Annotated in this window: 18 protein-coding genes; 10 read left to right on the forward strand and 8 right to left on the reverse strand. The window is 41.4% G+C overall.

What is annotated here, in order from left to right:
- Nucleotides 1-169 precede the first annotated feature (169 nt).
- From ACWICE_RS03185 to ACWICE_RS03195, 3 genes are read right to left on the reverse strand one after another with little or no spacing between them, the layout of a single operon-like run.
- Entirely contained in the window at nucleotides 170-2,596 is a 2,427-nt protein-coding gene (locus ACWICE_RS03185) for a TonB-dependent receptor domain-containing protein (RefSeq protein ID WP_454297618.1), read from the reverse strand.
- Between the two features lie 58 nt (nucleotides 2,597-2,654).
- Entirely contained in the window at nucleotides 2,655-4,424 is a 1,770-nt protein-coding gene (locus tag ACWICE_RS03190; protein ID WP_454297619.1) for a PspC domain-containing protein, read from the reverse strand.
- A 24-nt stretch (nucleotides 4,425-4,448) separates the two neighbouring features.
- Nucleotides 4,449-4,784, reverse strand: coding sequence for a PadR family transcriptional regulator (locus ACWICE_RS03195; protein ID WP_185212880.1), 336 nt, complete (start codon nucleotides 4,782-4,784; stop codon nucleotides 4,449-4,451).
- A gap of 191 nt (nucleotides 4,785-4,975) precedes the next feature.
- On the opposite strand from ACWICE_RS03195, the gene ACWICE_RS03200 reads away from it, so the two are divergent.
- Complete coding sequence (locus ACWICE_RS03200; RefSeq protein WP_185212879.1) at nucleotides 4,976-5,362, forward strand: VanZ family protein; 387 nt, start codon at nucleotides 4,976-4,978, stop codon at nucleotides 5,360-5,362.
- Nucleotides 5,363-5,401: 39 nt separating this feature from the next.
- Here the strand turns inward: ACWICE_RS03200 and ACWICE_RS03205 are convergent, their stop codons facing one another.
- Nucleotides 5,402-6,040, reverse strand: a complete 639-nt coding sequence (locus ACWICE_RS03205) for a ComF family protein (RefSeq protein WP_454297620.1) — start codon at nucleotides 6,038-6,040, stop codon at nucleotides 5,402-5,404.
- A 207-nt stretch (nucleotides 6,041-6,247) separates the two neighbouring features.
- Between ACWICE_RS03205 and ACWICE_RS03210 the strand changes: the two genes are divergently transcribed.
- Both ACWICE_RS03210 and ACWICE_RS03215 read left to right on the forward strand, forming a co-directional pair.
- Nucleotides 6,248-7,279, forward strand: a complete 1,032-nt coding sequence (locus ACWICE_RS03210) for an LLM class flavin-dependent oxidoreductase (protein WP_454297621.1) — start codon at nucleotides 6,248-6,250, stop codon at nucleotides 7,277-7,279.
- Nucleotides 7,280-7,379: 100 nt separating this feature from the next.
- Entirely contained in the window at nucleotides 7,380-8,267 is an 888-nt protein-coding gene (locus ACWICE_RS03215; RefSeq protein ID WP_454297622.1) for a DUF4349 domain-containing protein, read from the forward strand.
- Here the strand turns inward: ACWICE_RS03215 and ACWICE_RS03220 are convergent.
- Entirely contained in the window at nucleotides 8,251-8,679 is a 429-nt protein-coding gene (locus tag ACWICE_RS03220; RefSeq protein WP_185215763.1) for a hypothetical protein, read from the reverse strand. The genes ACWICE_RS03215 and ACWICE_RS03220 overlap by 17 nt on opposite strands.
- 149 nt (nucleotides 8,680-8,828) lie before the next feature.
- Here ACWICE_RS03220 and rlmN point away from each other — a divergent pair, with 149 nt between their 5' ends.
- Nucleotides 8,829-9,914 (forward strand): 23S rRNA (adenine(2503)-C(2))-methyltransferase RlmN, encoded by a 1,086-nt coding sequence (gene rlmN / locus ACWICE_RS03225; RefSeq protein WP_454297623.1) that lies wholly within the window; start codon nucleotides 8,829-8,831, stop codon nucleotides 9,912-9,914.
- Nucleotides 9,915-9,961: 47 nt separating this feature from the next.
- Here rlmN and miaE read toward each other — a convergent pair whose 3' ends face one another.
- On the reverse strand, nucleotides 9,962-10,543 hold the full coding sequence (miaE, locus tag ACWICE_RS03230) for a tRNA-(ms[2]io[6]A)-hydroxylase (RefSeq protein WP_093100108.1): 582 nt from the start codon (nucleotides 10,541-10,543) through the stop codon (nucleotides 9,962-9,964).
- A gap of 76 nt (nucleotides 10,544-10,619) precedes the next feature.
- On the opposite strand from miaE, the gene ACWICE_RS03235 reads away from it, so the two are divergent.
- On the forward strand, nucleotides 10,620-11,837 hold the full coding sequence (locus tag ACWICE_RS03235; RefSeq protein WP_454297624.1) for a glycosyltransferase: 1,218 nt from the start codon (nucleotides 10,620-10,622) through the stop codon (nucleotides 11,835-11,837).
- Nucleotides 11,838-12,055: 218 nt separating this feature from the next.
- Entirely contained in the window at nucleotides 12,056-12,256 is a 201-nt protein-coding gene (locus ACWICE_RS03240) for a hypothetical protein (protein ID WP_454297625.1), read from the forward strand.
- 504 nt (nucleotides 12,257-12,760) lie between these two features.
- Here the strand turns inward: ACWICE_RS03240 and ACWICE_RS03245 are convergent.
- Together ACWICE_RS03245 and ACWICE_RS03250 are read right to left on the reverse strand one after the other, a co-directional pair.
- Nucleotides 12,761-13,171, reverse strand: coding sequence for a hypothetical protein (locus ACWICE_RS03245; RefSeq protein ID WP_185215761.1), 411 nt, complete (start codon nucleotides 13,169-13,171; stop codon nucleotides 12,761-12,763).
- A gap of 219 nt (nucleotides 13,172-13,390) precedes the next feature.
- Nucleotides 13,391-14,578, reverse strand: coding sequence for an MFS transporter (locus ACWICE_RS03250; protein WP_262890975.1), 1,188 nt, complete (start codon nucleotides 14,576-14,578; stop codon nucleotides 13,391-13,393).
- A gap of 99 nt (nucleotides 14,579-14,677) precedes the next feature.
- Here ACWICE_RS03250 and ACWICE_RS03255 point away from each other — a divergent pair, with 99 nt between their 5' ends.
- The 4 genes from ACWICE_RS03255 (at nucleotide 14,678) to ACWICE_RS03270 (ending at nucleotide 22,049) form a co-directional block, all read left to right on the forward strand.
- Nucleotides 14,678-15,463: an AraC family transcriptional regulator gene (locus tag ACWICE_RS03255; protein WP_454297626.1), complete on the forward strand. Its 786-nt coding sequence runs from the start codon at nucleotides 14,678-14,680 to the stop codon at nucleotides 15,461-15,463.
- A gap of 65 nt (nucleotides 15,464-15,528) precedes the next feature.
- A complete protein-coding gene (locus tag ACWICE_RS03260; protein WP_454297627.1) occupies nucleotides 15,529-16,581 on the forward strand; it encodes a sugar phosphate isomerase/epimerase family protein in 1,053 nt (350 codons plus the stop codon).
- Between the two features lie 591 nt (nucleotides 16,582-17,172).
- Nucleotides 17,173-20,661: a SusC/RagA family TonB-linked outer membrane protein gene (locus ACWICE_RS03265; protein ID WP_454297628.1), complete on the forward strand. Its 3,489-nt coding sequence runs from the start codon at nucleotides 17,173-17,175 to the stop codon at nucleotides 20,659-20,661.
- 17 nt (nucleotides 20,662-20,678) lie between these two features.
- Complete coding sequence (locus tag ACWICE_RS03270; RefSeq protein WP_185216108.1) at nucleotides 20,679-22,049, forward strand: RagB/SusD family nutrient uptake outer membrane protein; 1,371 nt, start codon at nucleotides 20,679-20,681, stop codon at nucleotides 22,047-22,049.
- The last annotated feature ends 3 nt before the right edge of the window (nucleotides 22,050-22,052 follow it).

Below are 22,052 nucleotides of genomic sequence, written 5' to 3' on the forward strand. Positions count from 1 at the left end.
GTTAGTATTTAGTATTTAGATTGATTTTCTTGCGTATTAAGTTGGAGTTGGGTTAGTAGCCCCAGGTCTAAATACTAAATACTTAATACTAAATACTACCAAAAAAAACCAAGGCCCCAGACTGGGAGTCTAGGACCTCATTAACTAAACATTGAAACAAAGTTCTTTATTAGTTGCCTACTCTGTCTTTTTCCTCGTTTCTCGAGTCGCTTTTTCGGATCTGTTGTTTTAGGTTTCCGAATTTGTAAGTGAAAGTAAGGCGTACTGTTTGATTGTCATGGTACTGACGAATCCTCGATTGAAACTCGTGGAAGTCAGTAGACAAGTTATTTCTATTGCTACGGAACACGTCGGTTACAGCCAATTTCAATGAGCTTTTCTGGTCTTTGAAGTTATAGTTAGCCCCGATATCTCCTGAAACCCTTCCATGTATCTTAAACAAGTTGTATACAAAAGGTGTATTCCCGTTGATGGATGCTTCTAATGACCACTGTGGATTCAACTTGAAGCTATTGAAACTGTTTGCCTGTACGAAGAACGATCCATTATCCACCTCATGTCCTGCAATCGGACCCTTAAAGTGCATATAGATACCGGTAATATTGTTGTTCATGGTCCAGATCTTGCCAATTCTGAATGGAAGGTTCAAGTTTAAATAAGAAGTCAAGGATTTACCAAGGTTCTCCCTGGTTACCCAGGTTGTATTCGTAACGGAATCCTGCCCCATACTTTCAACCATCGCATCATTGGTTATATCGGTACCCAAAGTAAAGTTGAACATCTTCATCAAGGTATAGTTCAATGTAAATCCATGCGTATATTGCGGATTGATATAAGGGTTACCCTGTTGATAGGTCAATTTATCAATATAATACCTGAACGGATTCAAGAAACGATAATTTGGACGTGTGATCTTCTTGGCATAGCCTAAAGAAAAAATATGATTATCACTTAGGTTATAACCGATATTTGCAGATGGGAAAAAGTCCAGATAATCACGCTTTACCCGATCATTATTGGTCACTGAATTACCATCAGAAATGGTGTATTCTGCACGCAGACCAACCTTCGCAGTCCATTTTCCAAAAGGTCGGCTATAATCTAAGTATCCAGCAGAGATTTGCTCTGTATAGATAAAGTGGTTAGACTTATTGGCTACATTTTCCCAAGTATCCCCATTCAATTGATCGAAAACCATATTGTTGTCGGATTTCACATTACTGTATTTCACACCGGCCTCTAGACTTCCTTTTTTGAATGGTTTTACGTAATCCAATTTACCCACATAGATATCGATATCCGTTGGCATATTGCTTCGCTCACGCTCCTCTGGTTTATAAAGTTCACCATCCAATTTCTCAGTCCTATAGGTATAGTTCATGTTAGAACGGTTTTCAAAGGTGCTCCAGTCAAGATCTAAAGTCAATTTCTGACCTAGGGTATCCATCTTGAATTCGTTATTGAAGTTTAAGGACATCCTATCCAAACTCATCTTATTGAAGGATGGCGATCTCAAAACCGAGTCAATACTTGTCGGTGTAAAGCCGATATCAGTTCTACTCCTGTTTTCAGAATCTTCTGCATATCTGTTTCCAGATAACTGAAGCATCATGGTATTGCGGTCAGAAGTCTTCTGCTCAATACCTAACCTATAGTTATGGTTGTTGTTGTCCTCGATCATCGATGCATTTTGATCGAAAAATGTGGTTTTGTTACCACCGCTGATCTCACGCATGATCTGGATTTCATTCTCCTCTTTATTATTGGTATACGCATAGGAACCAAATAAAGTGGTATTGTTCTTTTTATAGTTCAGGTTCAACGAGCTATTCCCTCTGAAGTGCTTACCATGTGCCGCACTCGCCACAAATGATCCATTGAAACCTTCGGTCCTGTTCTTTTTCAGCACGATATTGATGGTACCTACCGCACCTTCTGCATCGTCTTTAGCAGACCTTGTCGTAGTCACCTCTACACTCTTGATCTGACCGGCATCGGTTGACTTTAAGAAGTTCGTCAATTGCTCTCCGGTCATAAAGGTCTGTCTGCCATCAATAGTGACATTCACCCCTTGCTGCCCCATCAATTGCAGATTATCATCCTTATCCACACTTACCCCAGGCGCACGCTTTACAACTTCCAAGGCATTGTTACCGGCCGCCAATGTTGAATTCTCTACGTTCAACACTAATTTGCCATTTACATTCTGGACCATTGGTAATTGTCCTTGAACGGTAACTGCCTCAATCGCTTGACTGCTTGTCCCCATCACGATATCTTCAACTTCATAGGTTTTATCGCCTAATTCAAAGACTGCAGATTTGCCCTTGCTGTAGCCTACTGAACTAACTTCGATATAATAGGATCCTTTCGGAGCTTTGATGATGGTATAAACCCCATTCTCATCTGTAACCGCACTTTTGATCAATACATTCGCCGTCGATGACATTAAATATACTGATGCTGAGGCTAATGGTTGTTTGTCCTGGTTCAGGACCCGCCCCTTGATATCTGTATCCTGCGCCTCAGGGCTGGCTATAGCTTTGCTAGCTACTGCCGCCAGAAAGAGGATCAGTATGGTAATTATTCTTCCCATTTTCTTAGGTATTAATGTAATTTTGATTAGTTTTTTTATGTTAGTATTCTATTGCCCCTTATGCGTTGTTCTCCTCTGAAGACGATTCTTCTTCCTCAGAGGTTGCTTTCTTATCTTCTTTTTTTGTCTTTTCTAATTCTTCCTCCGCTTCCTTCTTCAACTCTTCTGCTTCCTTGGCTTTCTCCTCTTCTAATTTTAAGATGCATTTCAAGCCATTTTTCGTCATGATCCACTCAGAAAATTTAGATTCTTCTTTTCCGTGACATTCATTTGCCCATATATCGCGTACTTTCCACTCCATATTCTTGTTCAATAGAACTTTAGTTCCAACTGGCAAGTAAAGGTTCATTCTCACATGCTGATCACGGATCAATTGTTTGTCTTCCAGTGCAAAATGACTATCGAACATTAGGTTCTCCGCATTTTGGTTGACCCTATAAGAAATCTTGGAAGCTCTAGCCGATGCTGCTGCATAGGAAGATCCTTTTGCGATATAGTTATATTGGATATATGGTGTCTTCAAGGAGTCAATCGACTCAATGTGGACAGAAATATCATTACGCAAGTAATTACCGATCAACATCCCTCCTTTGTCCGGATTGATTTTATTCTTGCTAAAGTCCTCATCGGAAGCTTTGATGACGCGAACATCATTCTCTGAAATCACATAGGTGTCTTTTTTGTCCAATGTTTTCTCTACGGAAATGGTGCTCTCTTCCACAAAATCTTGATTGGTCACCACCACGAAATATAAAATCATGACAATAGATACAATCCAAGCCGCCAATAGGGACATACTTGCATAGTTGTTCATTGGTTTTGTCTTGAAGACAACACGCAATAACAAGAAGAACAGCGCCAATAATGGGATGATGATGGCAAGGGTTCCCGCTAGGATGGCAAACAAGGCTGAAGCAGGGTCTAACACCTCAAGTGGAGGGAAAAACATTGGGTTTTGGTAGCCCATAATATTCAACACGTTGAATACAAAGAACACAAAGAGACCAATGATGCTCAAGCCTGCCCAGATCAACACCAACACGGCTAAGATTTTTCCAATGACCGAGAAAAAAGATCCTAAAGAGTCTCCAACCGAACGAGCTCCTCGACTAATATGCTCGCCGGCCCCCGAAAAATTTTCGCGAACTCCTTTCATTTCTTCATCGAAAGACTTCTTGAAATTGTGCAGGTTGGCCTGTTCACCACGCATCGCCAATTTATCGGCACGTGTCACTGCCTTCGGCATTACTGCCCAAATCACGAAGTACAATAGCACTCCTGATCCACCGAACAAGAAGAACAAAATAAAGATGATCCTTACCCACTTCGCTTCAATATTGAAATAATGCGATAATCCACTACAAACCCCGCTCAGCACCTTGTCGTCCATGTCACGCATTAACTTCTTCGAAGTCAAGTATTCTGTGAAACTAGGATCAGCTGCTTGCTCATGTCCTGGCTCTTGTTCAGCTTGTTGCTCAGATTGGAAGTTGCCCGCAGGATCAGCCTGATCTGCAAAAGCAGCTCTAGGTTCGTTTTCTACACGTGGCTCATCGCCGATTTCAGACTCAAAGTCACTTACCCTTCCCATTTGCGCAATGACCTGATCGACATCCTCACGGTTGATCACTTCCTTGCGACCTGTTTGGATACGTTCAGAAAACATTTCCGCAATACGGTTCTCAATGTCTTCAAGAATCTCTCGGCTATCTTCAGAATTGCCGAAGTGCCTTTTGATTTCGATCATATAGGATCGAAGAATTTCATATGCATCTTCCTCGATATGAAAGACGATACTGTTTATATTGATGATTATAGTTTTGTTCATGGCTGTATTTAGTTAATGGTATCGTTAAATTTCTCTGTTTTCTAAGGATGTCTCCACCGCAAAGACCAATTCTTTCCAAGTAACATCCAATCGTTTCAATACTTCCATCCCCTCGGAAGTAATCTGGTAATATTTTCTTGGTGGACCTGAAGTAGACTCTTTCCAGATGTAACTTAATAGACCGTTATTTTTCAATCTGGTAAGTAATGGATATAGTGTTCCTTCAACCACCAACAATTCAGCTTTTTTTAATTCGCTGATAATGTCTGAGGCATATATTTCTCCCCGAGAAATAATTGAAAGAATACAGTATTCCAGTATTCCTTTCCTCATTTGGGTTTGTGTATTTTCAGCTATCATAACAATACAAAGATATATCCTTTGGATGGTACTTTGCAATACATAGTACTATATTTTTTCATAATAACACCATAATCAATTGATTTACAGCTAAATAATTTTTTATCAAAATATCTAACAGCTTGTTGGAAGACAAAAAAATTGATGCAAAAGCTTTTTAATCTGACATTTAAATACGATTTTTATCAACAATGAATTGGATAATAAACTATGCATGGGCAATTATTTGGGCCATTATAATGATGCTCCTCTTATTGTTGCCCGCGAATGACTTTCCAACGGAAGGTTTTTTTCAAGGATTTGACAAGCTGGTCCATACCGGTAGCTTCTACTTATTGACTACTTTAATCCTTTTTGGAAGAGTGGTTGATACCAAAAGAAGAGCAACAAAAGTTAAAACCTTTATCATCGTTTTCTGTGTGGCCTCTTTCTTCGCTTTCTTTACCGAAGGAGCCCAGATGTATTTTACAGATTCAAGACAAGCTGATTGGTGGGATATTTTCGCTGATTATGTAGGAATTGGAATGGCTCTTTTTAGCTATCTGTTATTATACAACAGAAAGTTTCAATATTCCTGATCCTGAAGCGTCCATGGTCTGGCCCTGCAATAAGCAAGTTTAGGCCCGACCGATGCTGACAATATAAATCTTACAATGGGGAATGTGGTTGATCAATGCTTCCGCAGCAGCCGCCATCGTCGCGCCGGTGGTCAACACATCGTCTACCAAAAGGATATGGCTATCAGCCCATTGCTCTCCATTTTTACAATAAAAGGAATCTGCAACATTGCCGATACGGTCTGATCGGTACATCTTGGTCTGACTTTTTTGATATCTCCCACGATGTAGCAATCGAGTATTGACTGGAACATCCATGCCCAGCGACAAACCCGCTGCAATGCATTCGCTTTGGTTATATCCCCGTTTCAGCAATCTTTTAGGATGGAGCGGAACCGGAACGATCATATCTATCTTAGCAAAGTATGGAGATTCCCGTAAGCTTGTTCCATACTTCGTCCCCAAATATTCCCCCACTTGAGGATGATTATTATACTTTAGGTTATAGATCAATTTTTCCACAATGGAGCCTGATCGCAAATGCAGCATGCAGGCAGCAAATTCGAACTGAAACTTCCCCTTCAGTAATTGCATGGCTTCATTATTTGAATCCATATGGAATGCCGTATAAGGAAGATGAAATAAACAGGAGGTACAGATAATCTCTTCTTGTGCAATCAAGGTCGCGTTACAACCCATGCACAACTCTGGATAAAATAAATGGAGAAACGAACGCCAGTATTGAAGCATTTCAAGCAGTTAAGAGCTTAAAAATAAATCCCCTTCATTAAAAAATAACTGAAATTAGGTTAAGAATTCATTACACTTTCACTTCTTATCATAAATCAACAGTTAAGAACAATTCAGGTTGTATTTTTGTAGACTAATATAAGAAAGGAAAAACAGATGGAATTAGGAATAGGCATGTTTGGGGACTTGCAAATTGACTCTCAAACTGGGAAAATACAAGCGCCGAAACAAAGGCTACAGGAAATAATAGAAGAAATCAAATTGATGGATGAAGTGGGTGTTGATTTCTTTGGAATGGGTGAACACCACCGTGCAGATTACGCTGTTGCGGCACCTGAAATTGTGCTTGCTGCAGCAGCAACTGTGACAAAAAGAATCAAACTAGGATCAGCAGTTTCTGTATTGAGCTCGTCTGACCCTGTCAAACTATACCAGGATTTTGCAACCGTGGACTTGATTTCAAACGGTAGGGCAGAAATCATGGCCGGACGTGGGTCTTTCATTGAATCATTCCCACTTTTTGGATATGACTTAAAAGACTACAGCACACTATTTGAAGAAAAACTGGACCTTCTGCTTCGTATCAACAATTCACAGACCGTCAACTGGACCGGTAAACACCGTGCCAGCTTGATCAATCAAAGCATCTACCCAAGAGCGGTCAATGATAAATTACCGATCTGGATAGCTGTAGGCGGTACGACCGAATCCGTAATCCGCGCAGGTAGATTGGGCCTACCGGTCATGTTCGCCATTATTGGCGGCTCGCCGATCAATTTCAAACCTCTATTTGAAATCTATGAACAAGCTTACCAAGATAATGGTCACGACATGAGCAAATACCAAGTCGGTGTGCATATGCACTCCTTCTTTGGAGAAAATTCCAAAGAAATAGCTGATTGGTATTACCCATATTATTCTGCACAGATGAACCGAATCGGAGCATCAAGAGGATGGCCTCCATACCAAAGAACACAATATGACTATGGACGTTCAAACCATGGGCACCTGATCGTGGCCGATGTCAATGAATCCGTAGACAAAATCTTACAGATCCAAGAAACCTTTGGATTGACCAGGTTCTCTGCACATACCGATGTGGGTAGCCCAGATCACAGTAAAATGATGAAAGCCATTGAACTTTACGGAAACCAAATCATTCCAAAAGTGAAAGCTGCATTGAAATAAACTATTGTTGAAACAAATAAAAAAGGGCCATGGCCCTTTTTTTATTTGTTTCAATTTATGGAATTTCCAAAATTCCTGCATCACCCTATAAACTTACAATATGAAAAGAAATTATTTTTGGCTCCTCGTTATGCTACTAGCAATGGGAGCATGCTCAAATAAACAGAATGAATCTCAAGCTAACGCTGCGAATGTAGAAATTGTAACCCTTGAAGATAACATACCTGCTCCAGAAGCCAGAATGTTGAAAGGCACTTCCGCTGATAGAAATGAAGCCCCACAAAATGAGCCGCTTCAGAATCAACAAAATTCAAAAGCCAAGATCATCCGTACAGGGAACATATCACTAGAATCCAAAAAAATTGAGCAAAGTAAAGCCAGTCTGGATGCGCTGTTAAAAAAACACAATGCTTATTACGAACAAGAAACCACGAATAACAACAATGATTTCACCTCCTATAACCTCAGCATCCGTGTCCCAGCAAATGCCTTTGACCATTTCTTGAATGAACTGGAAAAAGGAGAGGATAAAGTCACTGAGAAAAACATCAGTGCCAATGATGTATCCATTGAATACTATGACATAGAATCAAGGCTGAAAAGCAAAAGAGCATTCCTTGAACGCTATCAGAATATGGTCAGCAGCGCGAAAAATGTAAAGGACCTACTTGAAATCCAAGAACAGATCCGACAATTGCAGGAAGATATTGAGAGTAGTGAAGCGACCATGCGAAATCTGAGCAATCAGGTAGACTACAGCACAATTACCATCAATCTTTTTGAATACCAAGCTAATCTCCCAATGGGCAGTAATTCCTTTTGGGTAAAAATCAAGGATTCATTGGTTTTTGGCTGGAATATGATCCAGACCATAGCTTTAGGCATCATCAGCTTATGGCCAGTGTGGACAATTGTTATCCTCGTGTTGTGGGCAATCCAGAGAATCAGAAAAAACAGGAAAGCAAAGAAGATTAATTCTCAAGAATAATAGAGCCACAATCTTTCCTGTCCATAACCAGGAAACTTGCAGAAAAAGCTTTTTGGCGGATATAGGAACCGAGATCCAGATCCTGCTGCGAAATGGGAATAATCCTTTGGATATTTCTCCTCTCCAAAAATACCAAAAAGGCTTTTTCTGCATTTACACTGCTTAAATACCCCGGGATAACCAGACCAGTTTCTTCTTTGATCTGATCACTGTAATGATAGGGAGCCAAGATCATCAAGGTATCCCAAGGAAAACAGTTCATCTGCTGGAAATCAATCTTCCCTTCGGATACACTCCGCCTAAATTCTTTCTTAAAATCTCGAATACAAAAATTGGTTCTCACCTGCTTACAAGACAGAATAAAGATGGGCAGCATGCACATCAAAATCCTGATTACCTTTCCTTTATCCATCAGCCAATGATTATATGCCCAATAATAAATATTCGGAAAGAAATTTAACGAAGCAAAGAAAAGAGATAACAAATTGATAATGATAATTTATTGCATAACATCTTGATTGGCTCTACAAGAATATTATTACTTCTAGCTTATAATTTTTGATGTATCTTTGTAACGTGGAAAAAGCAGTAAAAACGGTAGATATCAGGAGCTTGAGTTTAGCTCAATTAAAGGATGCACTTGTTGAAATGGGTGAACAGGGTTTTCGTGCCAAGCAGATTTACGAATGGCTATGGCAAAAATCCTGTACTGATTTCGATGAAATGAGCAACCTGAGCAAGTCATTGCGCGAAACCCTGAAGGCCAATTTTACCATCAACGCCGTTAAGGTAAAACAATCCCAGATCAGCTCGGATAAAACCATAAAAAGTACATTCAGCTTATACGACAACAACGTAATTGAAGGGGTCTTGATTCCTGCAGATGACCGCATGACAGCTTGCGTGAGTTCTCAGGTGGGCTGTAGCTTGACCTGCAAATTCTGTGGTACCGGTTATATGGACCGTAAGCGAAACTTGAATGCCGATGAGATCTATGACCAAGTCGTACTGATAGCAAAACAGGCTGAAGAAAAATATGGACATCCATTGACCAATATCGTCTATATGGGCATGGGTGAACCTTTGTTGAACTACAGCAACATGATGAAATCGGTGGATCGCATCACTTCTCCAGATGGTCTGAATATGGCGGCGAAACGAATTACAGTTTCCACTGCCGGAATCGCCAAAATGATCAAGAAATTAGGGGACGATGAAGTTCGCTTTAATCTTGCCCTTTCACTGCACGCGGCAAACGATGACAAAAGGAATGAAATCATGCCGATCAATGAACAGAACTCATTGGCAGCACTGGCTGAGGCATTGAAATATTTCTATGCTAAAACAAAGAGCCCGATTACTTTCGAATACATTGTTTTCCATAATTTCAATGATGAACTACAGGATGCCAAAGAGTTGGCAAAATTCTGCAAGAATGTACCTTGTAAGGTCAATATCATCGAATACAACCCAATTGCTTTGGCAGATTTCGTGAATGCAGAAGCGGATAAGATCGATCAGTTTGCCACTTACTTACGTAGCCAAGGCGTGATCACCAATGTGCGCAGAAGTAGAGGAAAAGATATCGATGCGGCCTGTGGTCAATTGGCCATCAAGGATAAAGATAAAGAAGCCAGCGAGGCATAAAAATAGAAAAAGGCATTTCTTTCGAAATGCCTTTTTTAATATCCTTATTATCCGTGGATCTGTTCTTTCTTACCGTAGGATTGGATAAGATTTCCTTCAAACTCCAACCATTCTTTCCAACGCTTATCCACATCCACATCTTTTGTGTATTTCTTGGCAAAATTCAGGAAGGTGGTGTAATGGTTCGCTTCCGAAACCATAAGATCATGATAGAACTTCGCCAGATCCTGATCCTTGATATTCTTGGACAATACCCTGAATCGTTCACAGCTCCTTGCTTCGATCATCGCAGCGAACAATAGCCTATCGATAAAAGCTTGGTTTCTGGAACCATCTTTCTTGGCAAATTTCATCAACTGCCCAACATAATCATCCTTTCTTTCGCGACCTAGTTCATAACCACGCTCCTTGATGATATCGATCACCATCTTGAAATGCTCCATCTCTTCAATGGCTATGGCAGTCAGCTCATGCACCAGATCCTCAAGTTCAGAATTCTGGGTAATCAATGAAATGGCATTCGAAGCTGCCTTCTGTTCACACCAGGCATGATCCGTCAAGATCTCTTCCAAATTAGATTCCGCGATATTGGCCCATCTTGGGTCTGTCAAAAGTTTTAGTCCTAACATAGCATTGAAAATTTCCACAAAGGTAATGAAAACAAAATCATCCCCCTAAATACATGAAATAATGCTAATTTGCAGCATGGGAAAAAGAATGTTTATCATCGGTTTGGTATGGCCTGAACCGACCTCCTCTGCGGCAGGTTGGCGAATGCTGCAGCTCATCGATCTATTTAATTCCCAAGGATTTGAAATCACCTTTGCCTCAGCCGCCAGTAAATCTGAACATAGCTTCCCCTTAGAAGCCAAAGCTGTAGCTGAGGTTGAGATCAAACTGAACGACTCCTCCTTTGATGAATTTATCAAAGATCTAAATCCAGACTTTGTACTTTTCGACCGTTTCATGATCGAAGAGCAATATAGCTGGCGGGTTGCGCAGGCCTGTCCTCAGGCTATACGCATTTTGGACACCGAAGACCTGCATTTCGTTAGGCAAGCACGCCAAGAAGCCTATAAAAAAGGTTTAGATTTCAACGCAGACATGCTCTATTCCGACCTGGCGAAACGGGAATTGACCGCCATTTACCGCTCGGATCTCAGTTTGATCATATCCGAATATGAAATGGAGCTCCTTCAGGAAGAGTTTGCCATCAATCCACAAATATTAAGCTATTTACCTTTCCAGATCCACCATCAAGAACAGGAACAATTAGGATTTGAGGATCGGGAACATTTTACCTTTATCGGCAATTTCCTCCATGAACCTAACTGGAAAACCGTACAACGCATCAAGGAAATCTGGCCCTCGATCCGAAAGCAATTACCTAAAGCAGAAGTGCATATCTATGGCGCCTATCCCAGCGATAAGGTTTGGCAACTCAACCAGCCAAAGCAAGGCTTCCGTATTATGGGAAGGGCCGAGCATGCAGTAGATACCCTAAAAAAATACCGCATTTTATTGGCTCCAATACCTTTCGGCGCAGGACTGAAAGGCAAATTTATCGATGGCTTGTTCGCTGGGATTCCATCAATCAGTAGCAAGGTCGGCGCAGAAGCCATGTTTAACGGCCATGAATGGCCAGGTGAAATTGCAGATGAAACCGATGAAATTGTTGACAAAGCCGTCTCGCTGTATAAAGACCAGCATGCATGGGAAAGTGCAGCAAATAGATCACAGCAGATTTTAGAATCCTTGATCGATCCAGATTGGGGTAAAGACTTCATAACCGACCTTGAAAAAATCCAACAAGCACCCGATACCCACCGTCGCAAAAACATGATAGGCCAAATTCTCTGGTCCAATCAATTCCTTTCCAGCAAATACCTATCCCAGTGGATTGAAGAAAAGAACAGGAAATAAGAACCGCAGCCGCTCTTTCAACGGGTTTTGAACCAGGATGCCCATCGGCTTCGCTCAGGGTACGGGATGAGAGGATGGACCAAGATCATGGAATGAACCAGGATGCAAAGGATAAGAGGATGGACCAAGATCATGGAATGAACCAGGATGCAAAGGATAAGAGGATGGACCAAGATTTGAAAAAGCCACCCCCTCTGGGGGTTGTATAGCGCAAAAAAATGTCCATTTCCGGTGTCACCCTGACGAAGGAAGGGTCTCGGAATATTACAGAATTTATCCAAGATAAGAAAGCTAAGAATGGTATTGGCGTACAGTTCCTGCACCTTCGGTGCAGCATGACACGCATAGTAGTAGAGAACCGTACAGATTCCTCACTGATCGTTCAGAATAAAAATGCGCTAAAGAGGGATTCAGAGTGAAACGAAGAATCTATTTTTTGTTTTTTTAGGATCGCCGTCATTTCGAAATCGTAAGATGAGAAAACTATTTCAAATGAAGTTTGGATAGTTCCGAGACCCTTCGGGGAGCCCTCAGGGTGACACAAAAAGGGTATAGAAAAATATTCCACCCCGCTAGGGGTTTTCTACAATCATTTCACCTTCCGAAGGAAGCTCTTTGCCCCCGGCTCATTTCCAATGGCGGAAAAATGGAAAGAATGCCGTTGCCCTGTGCGATGGGTTTGGCCTTGGATGCTTTCAAGAAATTCTCCCATCAAAAGGGAGAATTTTGAAGAACGGCATCCTCGACATCAAGGCATTCTTTTCATGTGTGATGGATGGTGCGAAAAGCCATCTTAAATGAGCCGAAGCCTTTTGGTTACTTTTGGGCTTCAAAAGTAACGAAGAAAACCATTTGGCTAGCCCTAAAAACAAAAAAGGCACACCCGTAAAACGCATGTGCCAGTTCTCAAAATTAAGTTTAACCTAACGTCTCGTAAATACTATTGTTCTAGTTGTTGTACCAGATACATTAACACCAGTGAATTTCTTGATTGAACCAATCAAGCTCTCTTGGATTTGATAAGTTACCCCATCAAAAACCAACGTTTTCTTTTCTGGCATTGAATAAGGGATTGCAGGAGCAAAATTTGCATCCTTCAGCATAATGTATGCGTTGTTGTTAGCCCTGAATTCGATGTATTGTGTTTCATCGTCACCTACCAAGGTATCTACCTCTGGTTCTTTACCCTCTTCTTTGGTCGTTTCCACTACAGAAAACCACTTGTTTGCACGAAGTAAATTCAATGCAGTATCACGTTCAGCATAATTTAACGTCTCCTTGCTACAAGAAGCCAATCCTATTGCCATTAACCCCAAAATCATTAACTTTTTCATAATGCTTGTAAAATAGTTTCTATATAAATTTTCAATTTACTCCTCGGGCATACTTCCAATCATTATGCCAAGAACTGTTAAGAAAATGAATGAAGCCTTTGTAATAGAATAACATTCTATCGATTTTATGCTCATAACCAAGAGTTAAGGCTGAAAATTGGATAAAAAAAACACCTTTGAAAAATATTACCAAAGGTGTATCCATCGCTATTGAATTAATTAATTCGCTATTGAGGTCTGTTGTTTTCGATGATATAATAGATAATATAAAAGCAAGGTCAAGAGGATCAACCCGCTTACGATCATATACATTTTTGCATAGCCAAAATAGGATGCCACGACGGCCAGAGCAAAGGCTCCCAGTCCAAATCCACTATCGTAAAATAGAAAGAAGGTTGCTGTAGCTGAACCGGCTTTGTCCACAGGACTTAATTTGATGGTGATGGTCTGGAAACTTGGGAATATCGCACCGTAAGCAACCCCTAGAATCACACCAGAAATTAAGATCTGGAACATGGAAGTAGCTGATCCCATGATCATCAGGCCAAGGGCAAATATGATCAATGAAGGAATGATCAAATAACTAGGTCCTTTGGAATCCAATAACTTCCCTATGATGGGGCGGGTTACCATGATGCTGATAGCGAAGGTGATAAAATAATACATAGCCGCTATCGGCATGCCTAACTCGGTCGTATAAACCGCCATAAAGGAGATAATGGAGGAATATGAGAAAGCAAACAACATCGCTGAAATGCAGACCGGGACGGCCTTCATTTCAATAAAGTTTGAAAAACTGAATTTCTGCTTTCCAACTTTGGCAGGTACTGCGTGTTTAACTGTTTCTGGATTTTTTATGAACAAGGTCAATAGCCAACTTATGACCGAGAAGATTGACGCCACAAGGATCAAGACCTCGAAGCCAAATGAATTTAAGATATACAGTCCCAAAGCTGGCCCAAGCACCATGGAGAGGCTCATCGCCAAGCCATAATAGCCAACTCCCTCGCCCTTTCTGCTAGTGGGAACCATAGTGATGGCCATGGCGGCATGTGCCGTTGTGGAAAGCGAATGGAAAACACCGTGTATCATCCGAACAAGCAGTAATGGTACTATGGCATGAATCCCAAGATACATAAATGAACAGACCACAAATAAAAACATGGTAATAACGGAAATCTTTTTAGATCCGATTCGATCTGAAATCACCCCGGAAAACGGACGTAACAATACAATCCCCAACAGATAAACGGAAACAACCAAACTCATGTCTCGAGCAGTACCGCCCATATGCTGCTTGATCGCCAATGGCATGGATGATAACAGCATATAGAAGTTTACAAAAAGAAAGAAACAGCCTAAACAGGATAATATAAAATCCCTCGTCCAAATTTTATTCGTATTCATATTGAGGCACAAAGGTCCACAATTAACACTAGCTGTTTTTTATATAATGGGACATAAATTATATTTTTCTAGCCAAACCTTTCTATCTTTGACCTTACTATGGAAAAGGATTTCTTAAAATGGGTAAGTACAGAGGATCAGCAGGTCTTGACCTTTCAGATGAAACCCGAACATTTCGATTTCCATTCTCACGCCAAAGCCCAGCTTACCCTGTTGGAGGGTGGTCTAACCTATTTGCATACAAGAGAAAAGGCTTATTTTATTCCTTCCTATCACTATTTATGGATCCCTCCACATTTGGAGCACAAATTTAGCCATCAGCGTGAACAACATGTACTGGTCCGGAACCTTTATATCCCATTAAGTAAGAAACAGCTCAAACCTTTCCATCAGGAAATCGGGATTTTCCCGGCACATCCCTTGATTATTGAAAGCCTAAAATTCTGCGGAACTTCGGTTTTCAACAAAGGAGAGGAACAACACAACTTTCTTCATTCCATGGTTCAGCTACTTCCTCAATTGAGTCCCATGCGGTTCAGTTTATCCTTGCCAACATCCAATCAACATCAACTCAAGCCCATACTTTCCTATATCAGCAATATGCTCCATACCGATCTGCGATTGGAAGTCGTTGCGAAAAAATTCAATCTCGGTGTACGGAGCTTGAGCCGATTGTTTGAGCAGCATCTACATACCTCATTCTTGCAATTTGTCAAGACCGCCCGCATCATCCGTTCCATTGAATTAATCCTTGCCAGAGAAAGGAGCATCAGCGAAATAAGTTATGCCGTAGGCTATAAAAGCATCGCTTCCTTTTCCAACACCTTTCTCCAGACGACGGGCAAAAGACCTACAGATTTTGCAAATGATTTGTTACTGAAATAGAATTTAGTGTTTCAAATACACTATATAACGGATTGAATTGTTATATTTAGTCAAACTATTTTTTTATGAAAACATTAAAAGGACCGGGCATTTTCCTAGCCCAATTTATAGCCGATGAAGCACCGTACAATAATTTAGAAACCATTAGTAAATGGGCGAGCTCATTGGGTTTTAAAGGTGTACAGATCCCGACTAATGACCCAAACTTCTTTGATGTGCAGAAAGTTGCGGAAAGCAAAACCTATGCAGATGAAATCAAGGGAAAACTTAAAGAACAAGGGGTTGAGATTACAGAGTTATCTACCCACCTTCAAGGTCAATTAGTGGCGGTTCACCCTGCCTATGATAAACTTTTTGATGGATTCGCTCCTGAAAAATATAGAAATAACCCTAAGGCCAGGACCGAATGGGCTATCGACCAATTGAAGTTAGCGGCCAAAGCTTCAGCTAACCTGGGCCTTAATGCCCATGCGACATTCAGTGGAGCCTTGTTATGGCATATGGTCTATCCTTGGCCTCAACGTCCTGCCGGTGCAGTCGAAACAGGCTTCAAGGAATTAGCAAAAAGATGGCTTCCAATTTTGGATGAATTCGACAAAAATGGCGTGGATGTTTGTTACGAAATCCATCCCGGTGAAGACCTACATGATGGGGTAAGTTATGAGCGCTTTCTACAAGCGGCAAACAATCACCCAAGAGCTTGCTTACTATACGATCCATCCCATCTATTATTACAGGGCATGGATTATTTAAGCTATATCGATCATTACCATGAGCGTATCAAGATGTTCCATGTTAAAGATGCGGAGTTTAACCCAACGGGTAAACAAGGTGTTTATGGCGGTTACTCAGGCTGGGTAGAACGCGCAGGAAGGTTCCGTTCATTAGGAGATGGACAGGTGGACTTCAAGGGAATCTTTAGTAAACTGGCTGCTTATGATTTTGATGGATGGGCAGTAATGGAATGGGAATGTGCCTTGAAGAATTCGGTTGATGGTGCAACAGAAGGTGCAGAATTTATCAAGAACCATATTATCAAAGTTACCGATAAAGCATTCGACGATTTCGCAGCAACTGGAGCTGATGAAAACTTCAATAGAGAAATATTAGGTATTTAATCGCCTATAAAATATAAGATCTGAAACAGTAGTAGCCCCAAGCTGCTGCTGTTTTTTTTATGTATATTGATCCGGTCAAGGAAATTTATTCAAGCATGAAATCTTTGGCAATAAAAATGACCAATTTTTAATCCAAGTAAATCCCTAAATAAGTTGTTGATCTGAATTGGACCTTATTCGAGACACATTCCGAATTTTAGCAATATGGCTCGAATATGGGTAAAACCATTATCGAAGAATCTTCCCCAAACTCACTCCATTTTTCTTTAATCCCGAAAAAGTTTTCACAGAAAAATACAGCTTTTAAGTGAATTATTGGATGCCGTTTCTAGCCGGAATTCTATCCATTTTAGCTTAATTATTAAGCATTTAATAAAAGTATATTTTGTCTTAAATTGTTGTTATTTTAATTATTTCACATTTTTTAACAACAAAAAAGGTTTGTTGGCGTTTAAGTATTACGTATCAATGTAACAAACTTGATATAATGGTTGTCAAAAAAGCACTAATCCTTGTTCTCGCAACAAGTTTTGATAACCAACTTTTGAGCGGAATTCTATTAAGAAAATTACCCTGATAAATAATTAACATATGATGCAAATCCTTTACCGTTCGCTTTTCTTAGCATGTGCTCTCATGCTCTTTTGCCATCAAGGACGGGCAAGCGCCACAGAAAAGAATCACAAACTAGAAACAAACTTTAAAATCAATCCCCACCATCCTTCCATTGATTCCTTAGATATCATTGGTAAGATTACTGACTCCACTGGAACAGCCATTGAGGGCGTAGTGGTAACAGAGCAGGGGACAACAAACAGTGTGCTATCCAATGAAAATGGCGAATACAAAATCGCGGCCAACCCAAATGGGATGTTGGTCTTTTTAAAATCGGGATTTGCCACACAGGAAGTTCATGTCAACAACCAAAAACAGTTGGACGTGAAGATGCTGGTTGCAACTCCAGAAACGGAAGCTGCTGAAACAGAAGGCACAGAACAAACCGATAGTTCGGCAACCCAAACGGACAGTACCCAAGTACAGACCGACAGTACACAGACGGCAGTTGCGACAGACAGTACCGCACAGACCGATGCGGCTGTTGCAGCACCTACTGGTCAAAATGTGATCACAGGTACAGTTAGCGGCCCATCAGGCCCTCTTCCGGGAATTACCGTGAAAGTAGTCGGAACGGATCTAAGTGCCAGTACCGATGAAAATGGTAAATTCCAGATCGCTGCCGATGCAAAAAGTAGGATCCGTTTTTCGTCCGTAGGCTACAAGACCATTACCCAGGCTGTGGGAAACCGAAAGGATATCCAAGTTGTGATGGCGACAGAAACCAATACGATTGAATCCGTTCAGGTGGTTGCTGTAGGTTATGGTACGATGAAAAGAGCAACCCTACCAACGGCGGTATCCAGTATCGGTGCCAATGAAATCGAAGATGAGGTATTGCCTAGTGTAACCCAGGCCATCCAAGGTAAAGCCGGTGGTGTACAGGTTACCCAAAAATCGGGCTCACCAGGTGGTGGTATCAGTATCCGTGTTCGTGGTACAACCTCCATCAATGCCAGTTCTGATCCACTATATGTGGTAGATGGAATCCCCGTGAACAGTACGACCAACTTTACAGGTGGTTCCACTTTTGATTTCGGTGGTGGTACCCAAGGGATCAATGTGCTGTCATCCATCAACCCTTCGGATGTTCAATCCATTGAAGTCCTGAAAGATGCGGCCTCTTCATCCATCTACGGTTCCAGAGCGGCTAATGGTGTGGTATTGATCACTACGAAAAAAGGACTTGCTGGACAGAGCCAGTTTACATTCAACATGTATGAAGGTTTCTCCCAAGTTCCGAAAGAAAGATATTATGACTTCATGAATACGGCACAGTACCAAGATTACATGAAAGACTATTATAGAATCTTGCAAGAGCAAGATCCGTCAAAGCCTATCCCTGATCAAATCTTTGCTAACCCAGGTATCAATACCGATTGGCAAAATGCAATTTTCAGGACTTCTCCAACCAGGAACTACGAGCTTGCAGCAAGTGGTGGAAGCGATAAGACACAATATTATACTTCGGTTGGTTACATGAAACAAGGCGGTGTATTGCTTTCTTCAGATTTTGACCGCTTAAGTGGGCGCTTGAACTTAAATCACCAACACAGTGACAAGTTAAGGTTCGCGACCTCGATCAATTTGACCAGAGCGACAAACCATCGTGTACAGGAAGAGAATTCGAAAGAAGGATCGACCAAATCGGGGATCTTCTCTCCACCGAATATTCCGGTATATGGTGAGAATGGCAATTATTATTATGACCAAGTCAGGTTGACCAGGGAGAACCCAGTTGCCATGCTTGAATTGCCAACAAATAAGGCACAGACTTACCGCATCTTGGCAAATGCCAGTGCAGAATATAACATCATCCCTGAATTATTGTTGAAGACCAGTTTTGGTACAGATTTAAGCTTTATTGATGAGACTTTCTTCATGCCCCCAACTGGTTTGCGTTCATATGCCAGTCAGGGTGGTATAGGAGCAAGCAGAAGTACGCGTGACCAATTATGGATCAATGAGACGACCTTGACCTTTGACAAGACCATGGGAGACCATTATATCAATGCATTGGGAGGTTTCTCGGTTCAAGGTTCTCGTTTAGAATTTACCCATGCACAAAGGACCGGATTTCCGAACAATGATATCCCTTATGTAACTGCAGGGGGTGTGATCACCGGAGCCAATGCATATCCAGAAGAATGGGCCATTGCATCAGGTTTTGCAAGAGCATCTTATGTGTACAAAGACAAATATATTGTCAATGCGAATGTTCGTATGGACGGTTCATCACGCTTCGGTTCTGACAACCGTTGGGCAGTTTTCCCATCCATGGCTGCAGCTTGGAGGATTTCTGAGGAAGACTTCCTGAAAGACAACAGCACGTTCAGCGACTTGAAATTGAGAGCCAGCTGGGGTATCACCGGTAACCAGAACATCGGTAACTATGCCAGCCGTTCATTATACTCAAGCGGAAACAACTACATGGGCCAAGCCGGTTTTATTCCAAACGTACTTGGTGACAAGGGTTTGAAATGGGAAACCACAAGACAATGGAACGTGGGTGTAGATGCTGGTTTCTTCAATGATAGGATTTCCTTATTGGCAGATTACTACTACAAGAAAACCACGGATCTGTTGATCGGTCTACCGATCTTGACCAGTTCAGGATTTATCAACCGTTTCACCAACTCTGGAGATATTGAAAACAAAGGTTTCGAATTTGAATTAAGCAGCAAAAACTTAGTGGGCGAATTCAAATGGAGCACATCCCTGAACATGACTTTCAATAGAAATAAAGTTTTGGCTTTGCCAGAAGGACTGACTGAAATGCGCGGTGGTGTAGGTGATCTGAACAGAGCTGTTCCAGGAATGCCATTAGGTGTTTTCTATGGCTGGAAAGCTTTGGGTGTTAATCCAGAAACAGGTATGATCGATTACCTAGGCAAGAATGGTGAAGCAGTTGCACCTACAAATTATGAAGACCATGTGATGATCGGTGATCCGAATCCACAGTTCTTTGGTGGCATCAGCAATAACTTTGAGTACAAGAATTTTGACTTGAGCATTTTAGGTCAATTCTCTTATGGCAATGATATCTTCAACTACAACTTGGCATCGGGTTTAGAGGGCTTCAACCCGAGTTCTAACCAGTTTGTTGATTTTGTGGACAGATGGCGCGAACCGGGAGACATCACGGATGTTCCAAGACCAGCACCGGGAAGCTTAGACAATGGAGCGGTATCCTCACGCTTTGTAGAAGATGGCTCTTTCTTCAGGATCAGAAATATCACCTTAGGTTATTCCCTTCCTAACGAGATTGCGGAACGCATCAAGATGAAGAGATTACGTTTCTACGTAACGGTTCAGAATGCCTACGTATTTACCAAATACAGAGGATATGACCCAGAGGTTAGTTCTAGCCACGGCGGAGCAAACACAGGTTTAATTTACGGTTATGACTATGGAAGTTATCCACAACCAAGGATTTTCACAACAGGTATTAACTTAACTTTCTAAGAGTCGCGAATATGAAAATGAAAAATAGAATATTATCCATATGTTTCGTTGCATTGACAGCGGTTTCACTGAGTTCATGCAACAAGTTTTTAGACAAAGACCCTTTGGGACAGATTGCAGAAGATGAGTTTTTCAACTCGGAAACGAATGCAAATGCTGCCGTAATCGGTGCATATAGGACCATGACCAGTCCTTTTTCCTATGGTCAGTCCACCTTGGTCGTTCCTGAATTTTCAGCGGTGCATGTAAGGCATTCTGCGGTCTATCCAGAGTATGAGACCTTCGCCAGCCATGAAATCCAGGCTATCAATCCTTGGACTTCCAATATGTGGCAGGCCTTGTACGCAACGATCAATGCGGCAAACAACGTGATCGATGAAGTTCCCAACATGGACGGTTCCATGATTTCGGAAGAAAAGAAAAAGATCTTTATCGGAGAGGCAAAATTCATCAGAGCCTTAAATTACTTTTTCTTGGTCAGAGCTTTTGAAAGGGTTCCCCTAAAATTAAAAGCGACGAAAGAAGGTGATGATATAAAAACTCCTCAGGCAAAGAAAGAGGATACCTACGCACAGATCGTCAAGGACCTAACTGAGGCTATCGCTGCCTTACCGAAGGAAAACCCTTATACTGGCGATGCAGGTAGAGGAAGAGCCTCGCATTGGGGTGCAAAAGCCTTATTGGCCAAGGTATATCTATACCAAGCTGCCTTTACCAATGATTACAAGAAAGCCGCTGACTTGGCCAATGAAGTGATTACTTCGGGAGGTTTCAGTTTGGTGTCAGATTTCAGTACCATCTGGACAACCCAGAATACAAACGAAGCAATCTTTGAACTGCAATTTGATGACCAGGTGACCAATCCATTGGCAGCAGTAGCCAATGATAATCCATCGGTTTTGTTCTTTGCAAAGGATTCAACGGTACTGGACCTGTATGAAGATGCTGATAAGCGAAAAGCATTTACCATCAAAAAAGGAAGCAATGACAACTACTTCATGGGTAAGTTTCCAAACTTTTCGCCCTCAAGCCAAAATGTTACGGTCATCCGATTGGCAGAACTGTATCTAATCCATGCAGAAGCGAAGGCAAGGGTAGACAATAGCGTAAGCCAGGCTGCTTATAATTCATTAAAGATGGTCCAGGATCGTGCCGGAGTATCCAAAGCAATTGGTTCCTTTGGCAGCCTTGCAAATTTCATCACTGCTGTTCAGGAAGAAAAAGAACGCGAACTGATGTTTGAGGGTGAGACCTGGTTCGATTTTGTTCGGACAAAATTGGCGATGAAAAAGTACAAGACATTAACCAAGGAGGAGTTTATGGTCTATCCAATACCTACAGCCCAAATATCTTTAGGTGGAGGATTGACACAGAATCCAGGTTATTAGTAA

It is taken from the genome of Sphingobacterium sp. NPDC055346, from assembly GCF_053645235.1.

Excerpts from the sequence above, each read along its gene's own strand:
- ACWICE_RS03185 (WP_454297618.1), bottom strand. The coding sequence starts at position 2,596 with ATGGGAAGAATAATTACCATACTGATCCTCTTTCTGGCGGCAGTAGCT.
- ACWICE_RS03190 (WP_454297619.1), bottom strand. The coding sequence starts at position 4,424 with ATGAACAAAACTATAATCATCAATATAAACAGTATCGTCTTTCATATC.
- ACWICE_RS03195 (WP_185212880.1), bottom strand. The coding sequence starts at position 4,784 with ATGATAGCTGAAAATACACAAACCCAAATGAGGAAAGGAATACTGGAA.
- ACWICE_RS03200 (WP_185212879.1), top strand. The coding sequence starts at position 4,976 with ATGAATTGGATAATAAACTATGCATGGGCAATTATTTGGGCCATTATA.
- ACWICE_RS03205 (WP_454297620.1), bottom strand. The coding sequence starts at position 6,040 with ATGGGTTGTAACGCGACCTTGATTGCACAAGAAGAGATTATCTGTACC.
- ACWICE_RS03210 (WP_454297621.1), top strand. The coding sequence starts at position 6,248 with ATGGAATTAGGAATAGGCATGTTTGGGGACTTGCAAATTGACTCTCAA.
- ACWICE_RS03215 (WP_454297622.1), top strand. The coding sequence starts at position 7,380 with ATGAAAAGAAATTATTTTTGGCTCCTCGTTATGCTACTAGCAATGGGA.
- ACWICE_RS03220 (WP_185215763.1), bottom strand. The coding sequence starts at position 8,679 with ATGGATAAAGGAAAGGTAATCAGGATTTTGATGTGCATGCTGCCCATC.
- rlmN (WP_454297623.1), top strand. The coding sequence starts at position 8,829 with ATGTATCTTTGTAACGTGGAAAAAGCAGTAAAAACGGTAGATATCAGG.
- miaE (WP_093100108.1), bottom strand. The coding sequence starts at position 10,543 with ATGTTAGGACTAAAACTTTTGACAGACCCAAGATGGGCCAATATCGCG.
- ACWICE_RS03235 (WP_454297624.1), top strand. The coding sequence starts at position 10,620 with ATGGGAAAAAGAATGTTTATCATCGGTTTGGTATGGCCTGAACCGACC.
- ACWICE_RS03240 (WP_454297625.1), top strand. The coding sequence starts at position 12,056 with ATGTCCATTTCCGGTGTCACCCTGACGAAGGAAGGGTCTCGGAATATT.
- ACWICE_RS03245 (WP_185215761.1), bottom strand. The coding sequence starts at position 13,171 with ATGAAAAAGTTAATGATTTTGGGGTTAATGGCAATAGGATTGGCTTCT.
- ACWICE_RS03250 (WP_262890975.1), bottom strand. The coding sequence starts at position 14,578 with ATGAATACGAATAAAATTTGGACGAGGGATTTTATATTATCCTGTTTA.
- ACWICE_RS03255 (WP_454297626.1), top strand. The coding sequence starts at position 14,678 with ATGGAAAAGGATTTCTTAAAATGGGTAAGTACAGAGGATCAGCAGGTC.
- ACWICE_RS03260 (WP_454297627.1), top strand. The coding sequence starts at position 15,529 with ATGAAAACATTAAAAGGACCGGGCATTTTCCTAGCCCAATTTATAGCC.
- ACWICE_RS03265 (WP_454297628.1), top strand. The coding sequence starts at position 17,173 with ATGATGCAAATCCTTTACCGTTCGCTTTTCTTAGCATGTGCTCTCATG.
- ACWICE_RS03270 (WP_185216108.1), top strand. The coding sequence starts at position 20,679 with ATGAAAAATAGAATATTATCCATATGTTTCGTTGCATTGACAGCGGTT.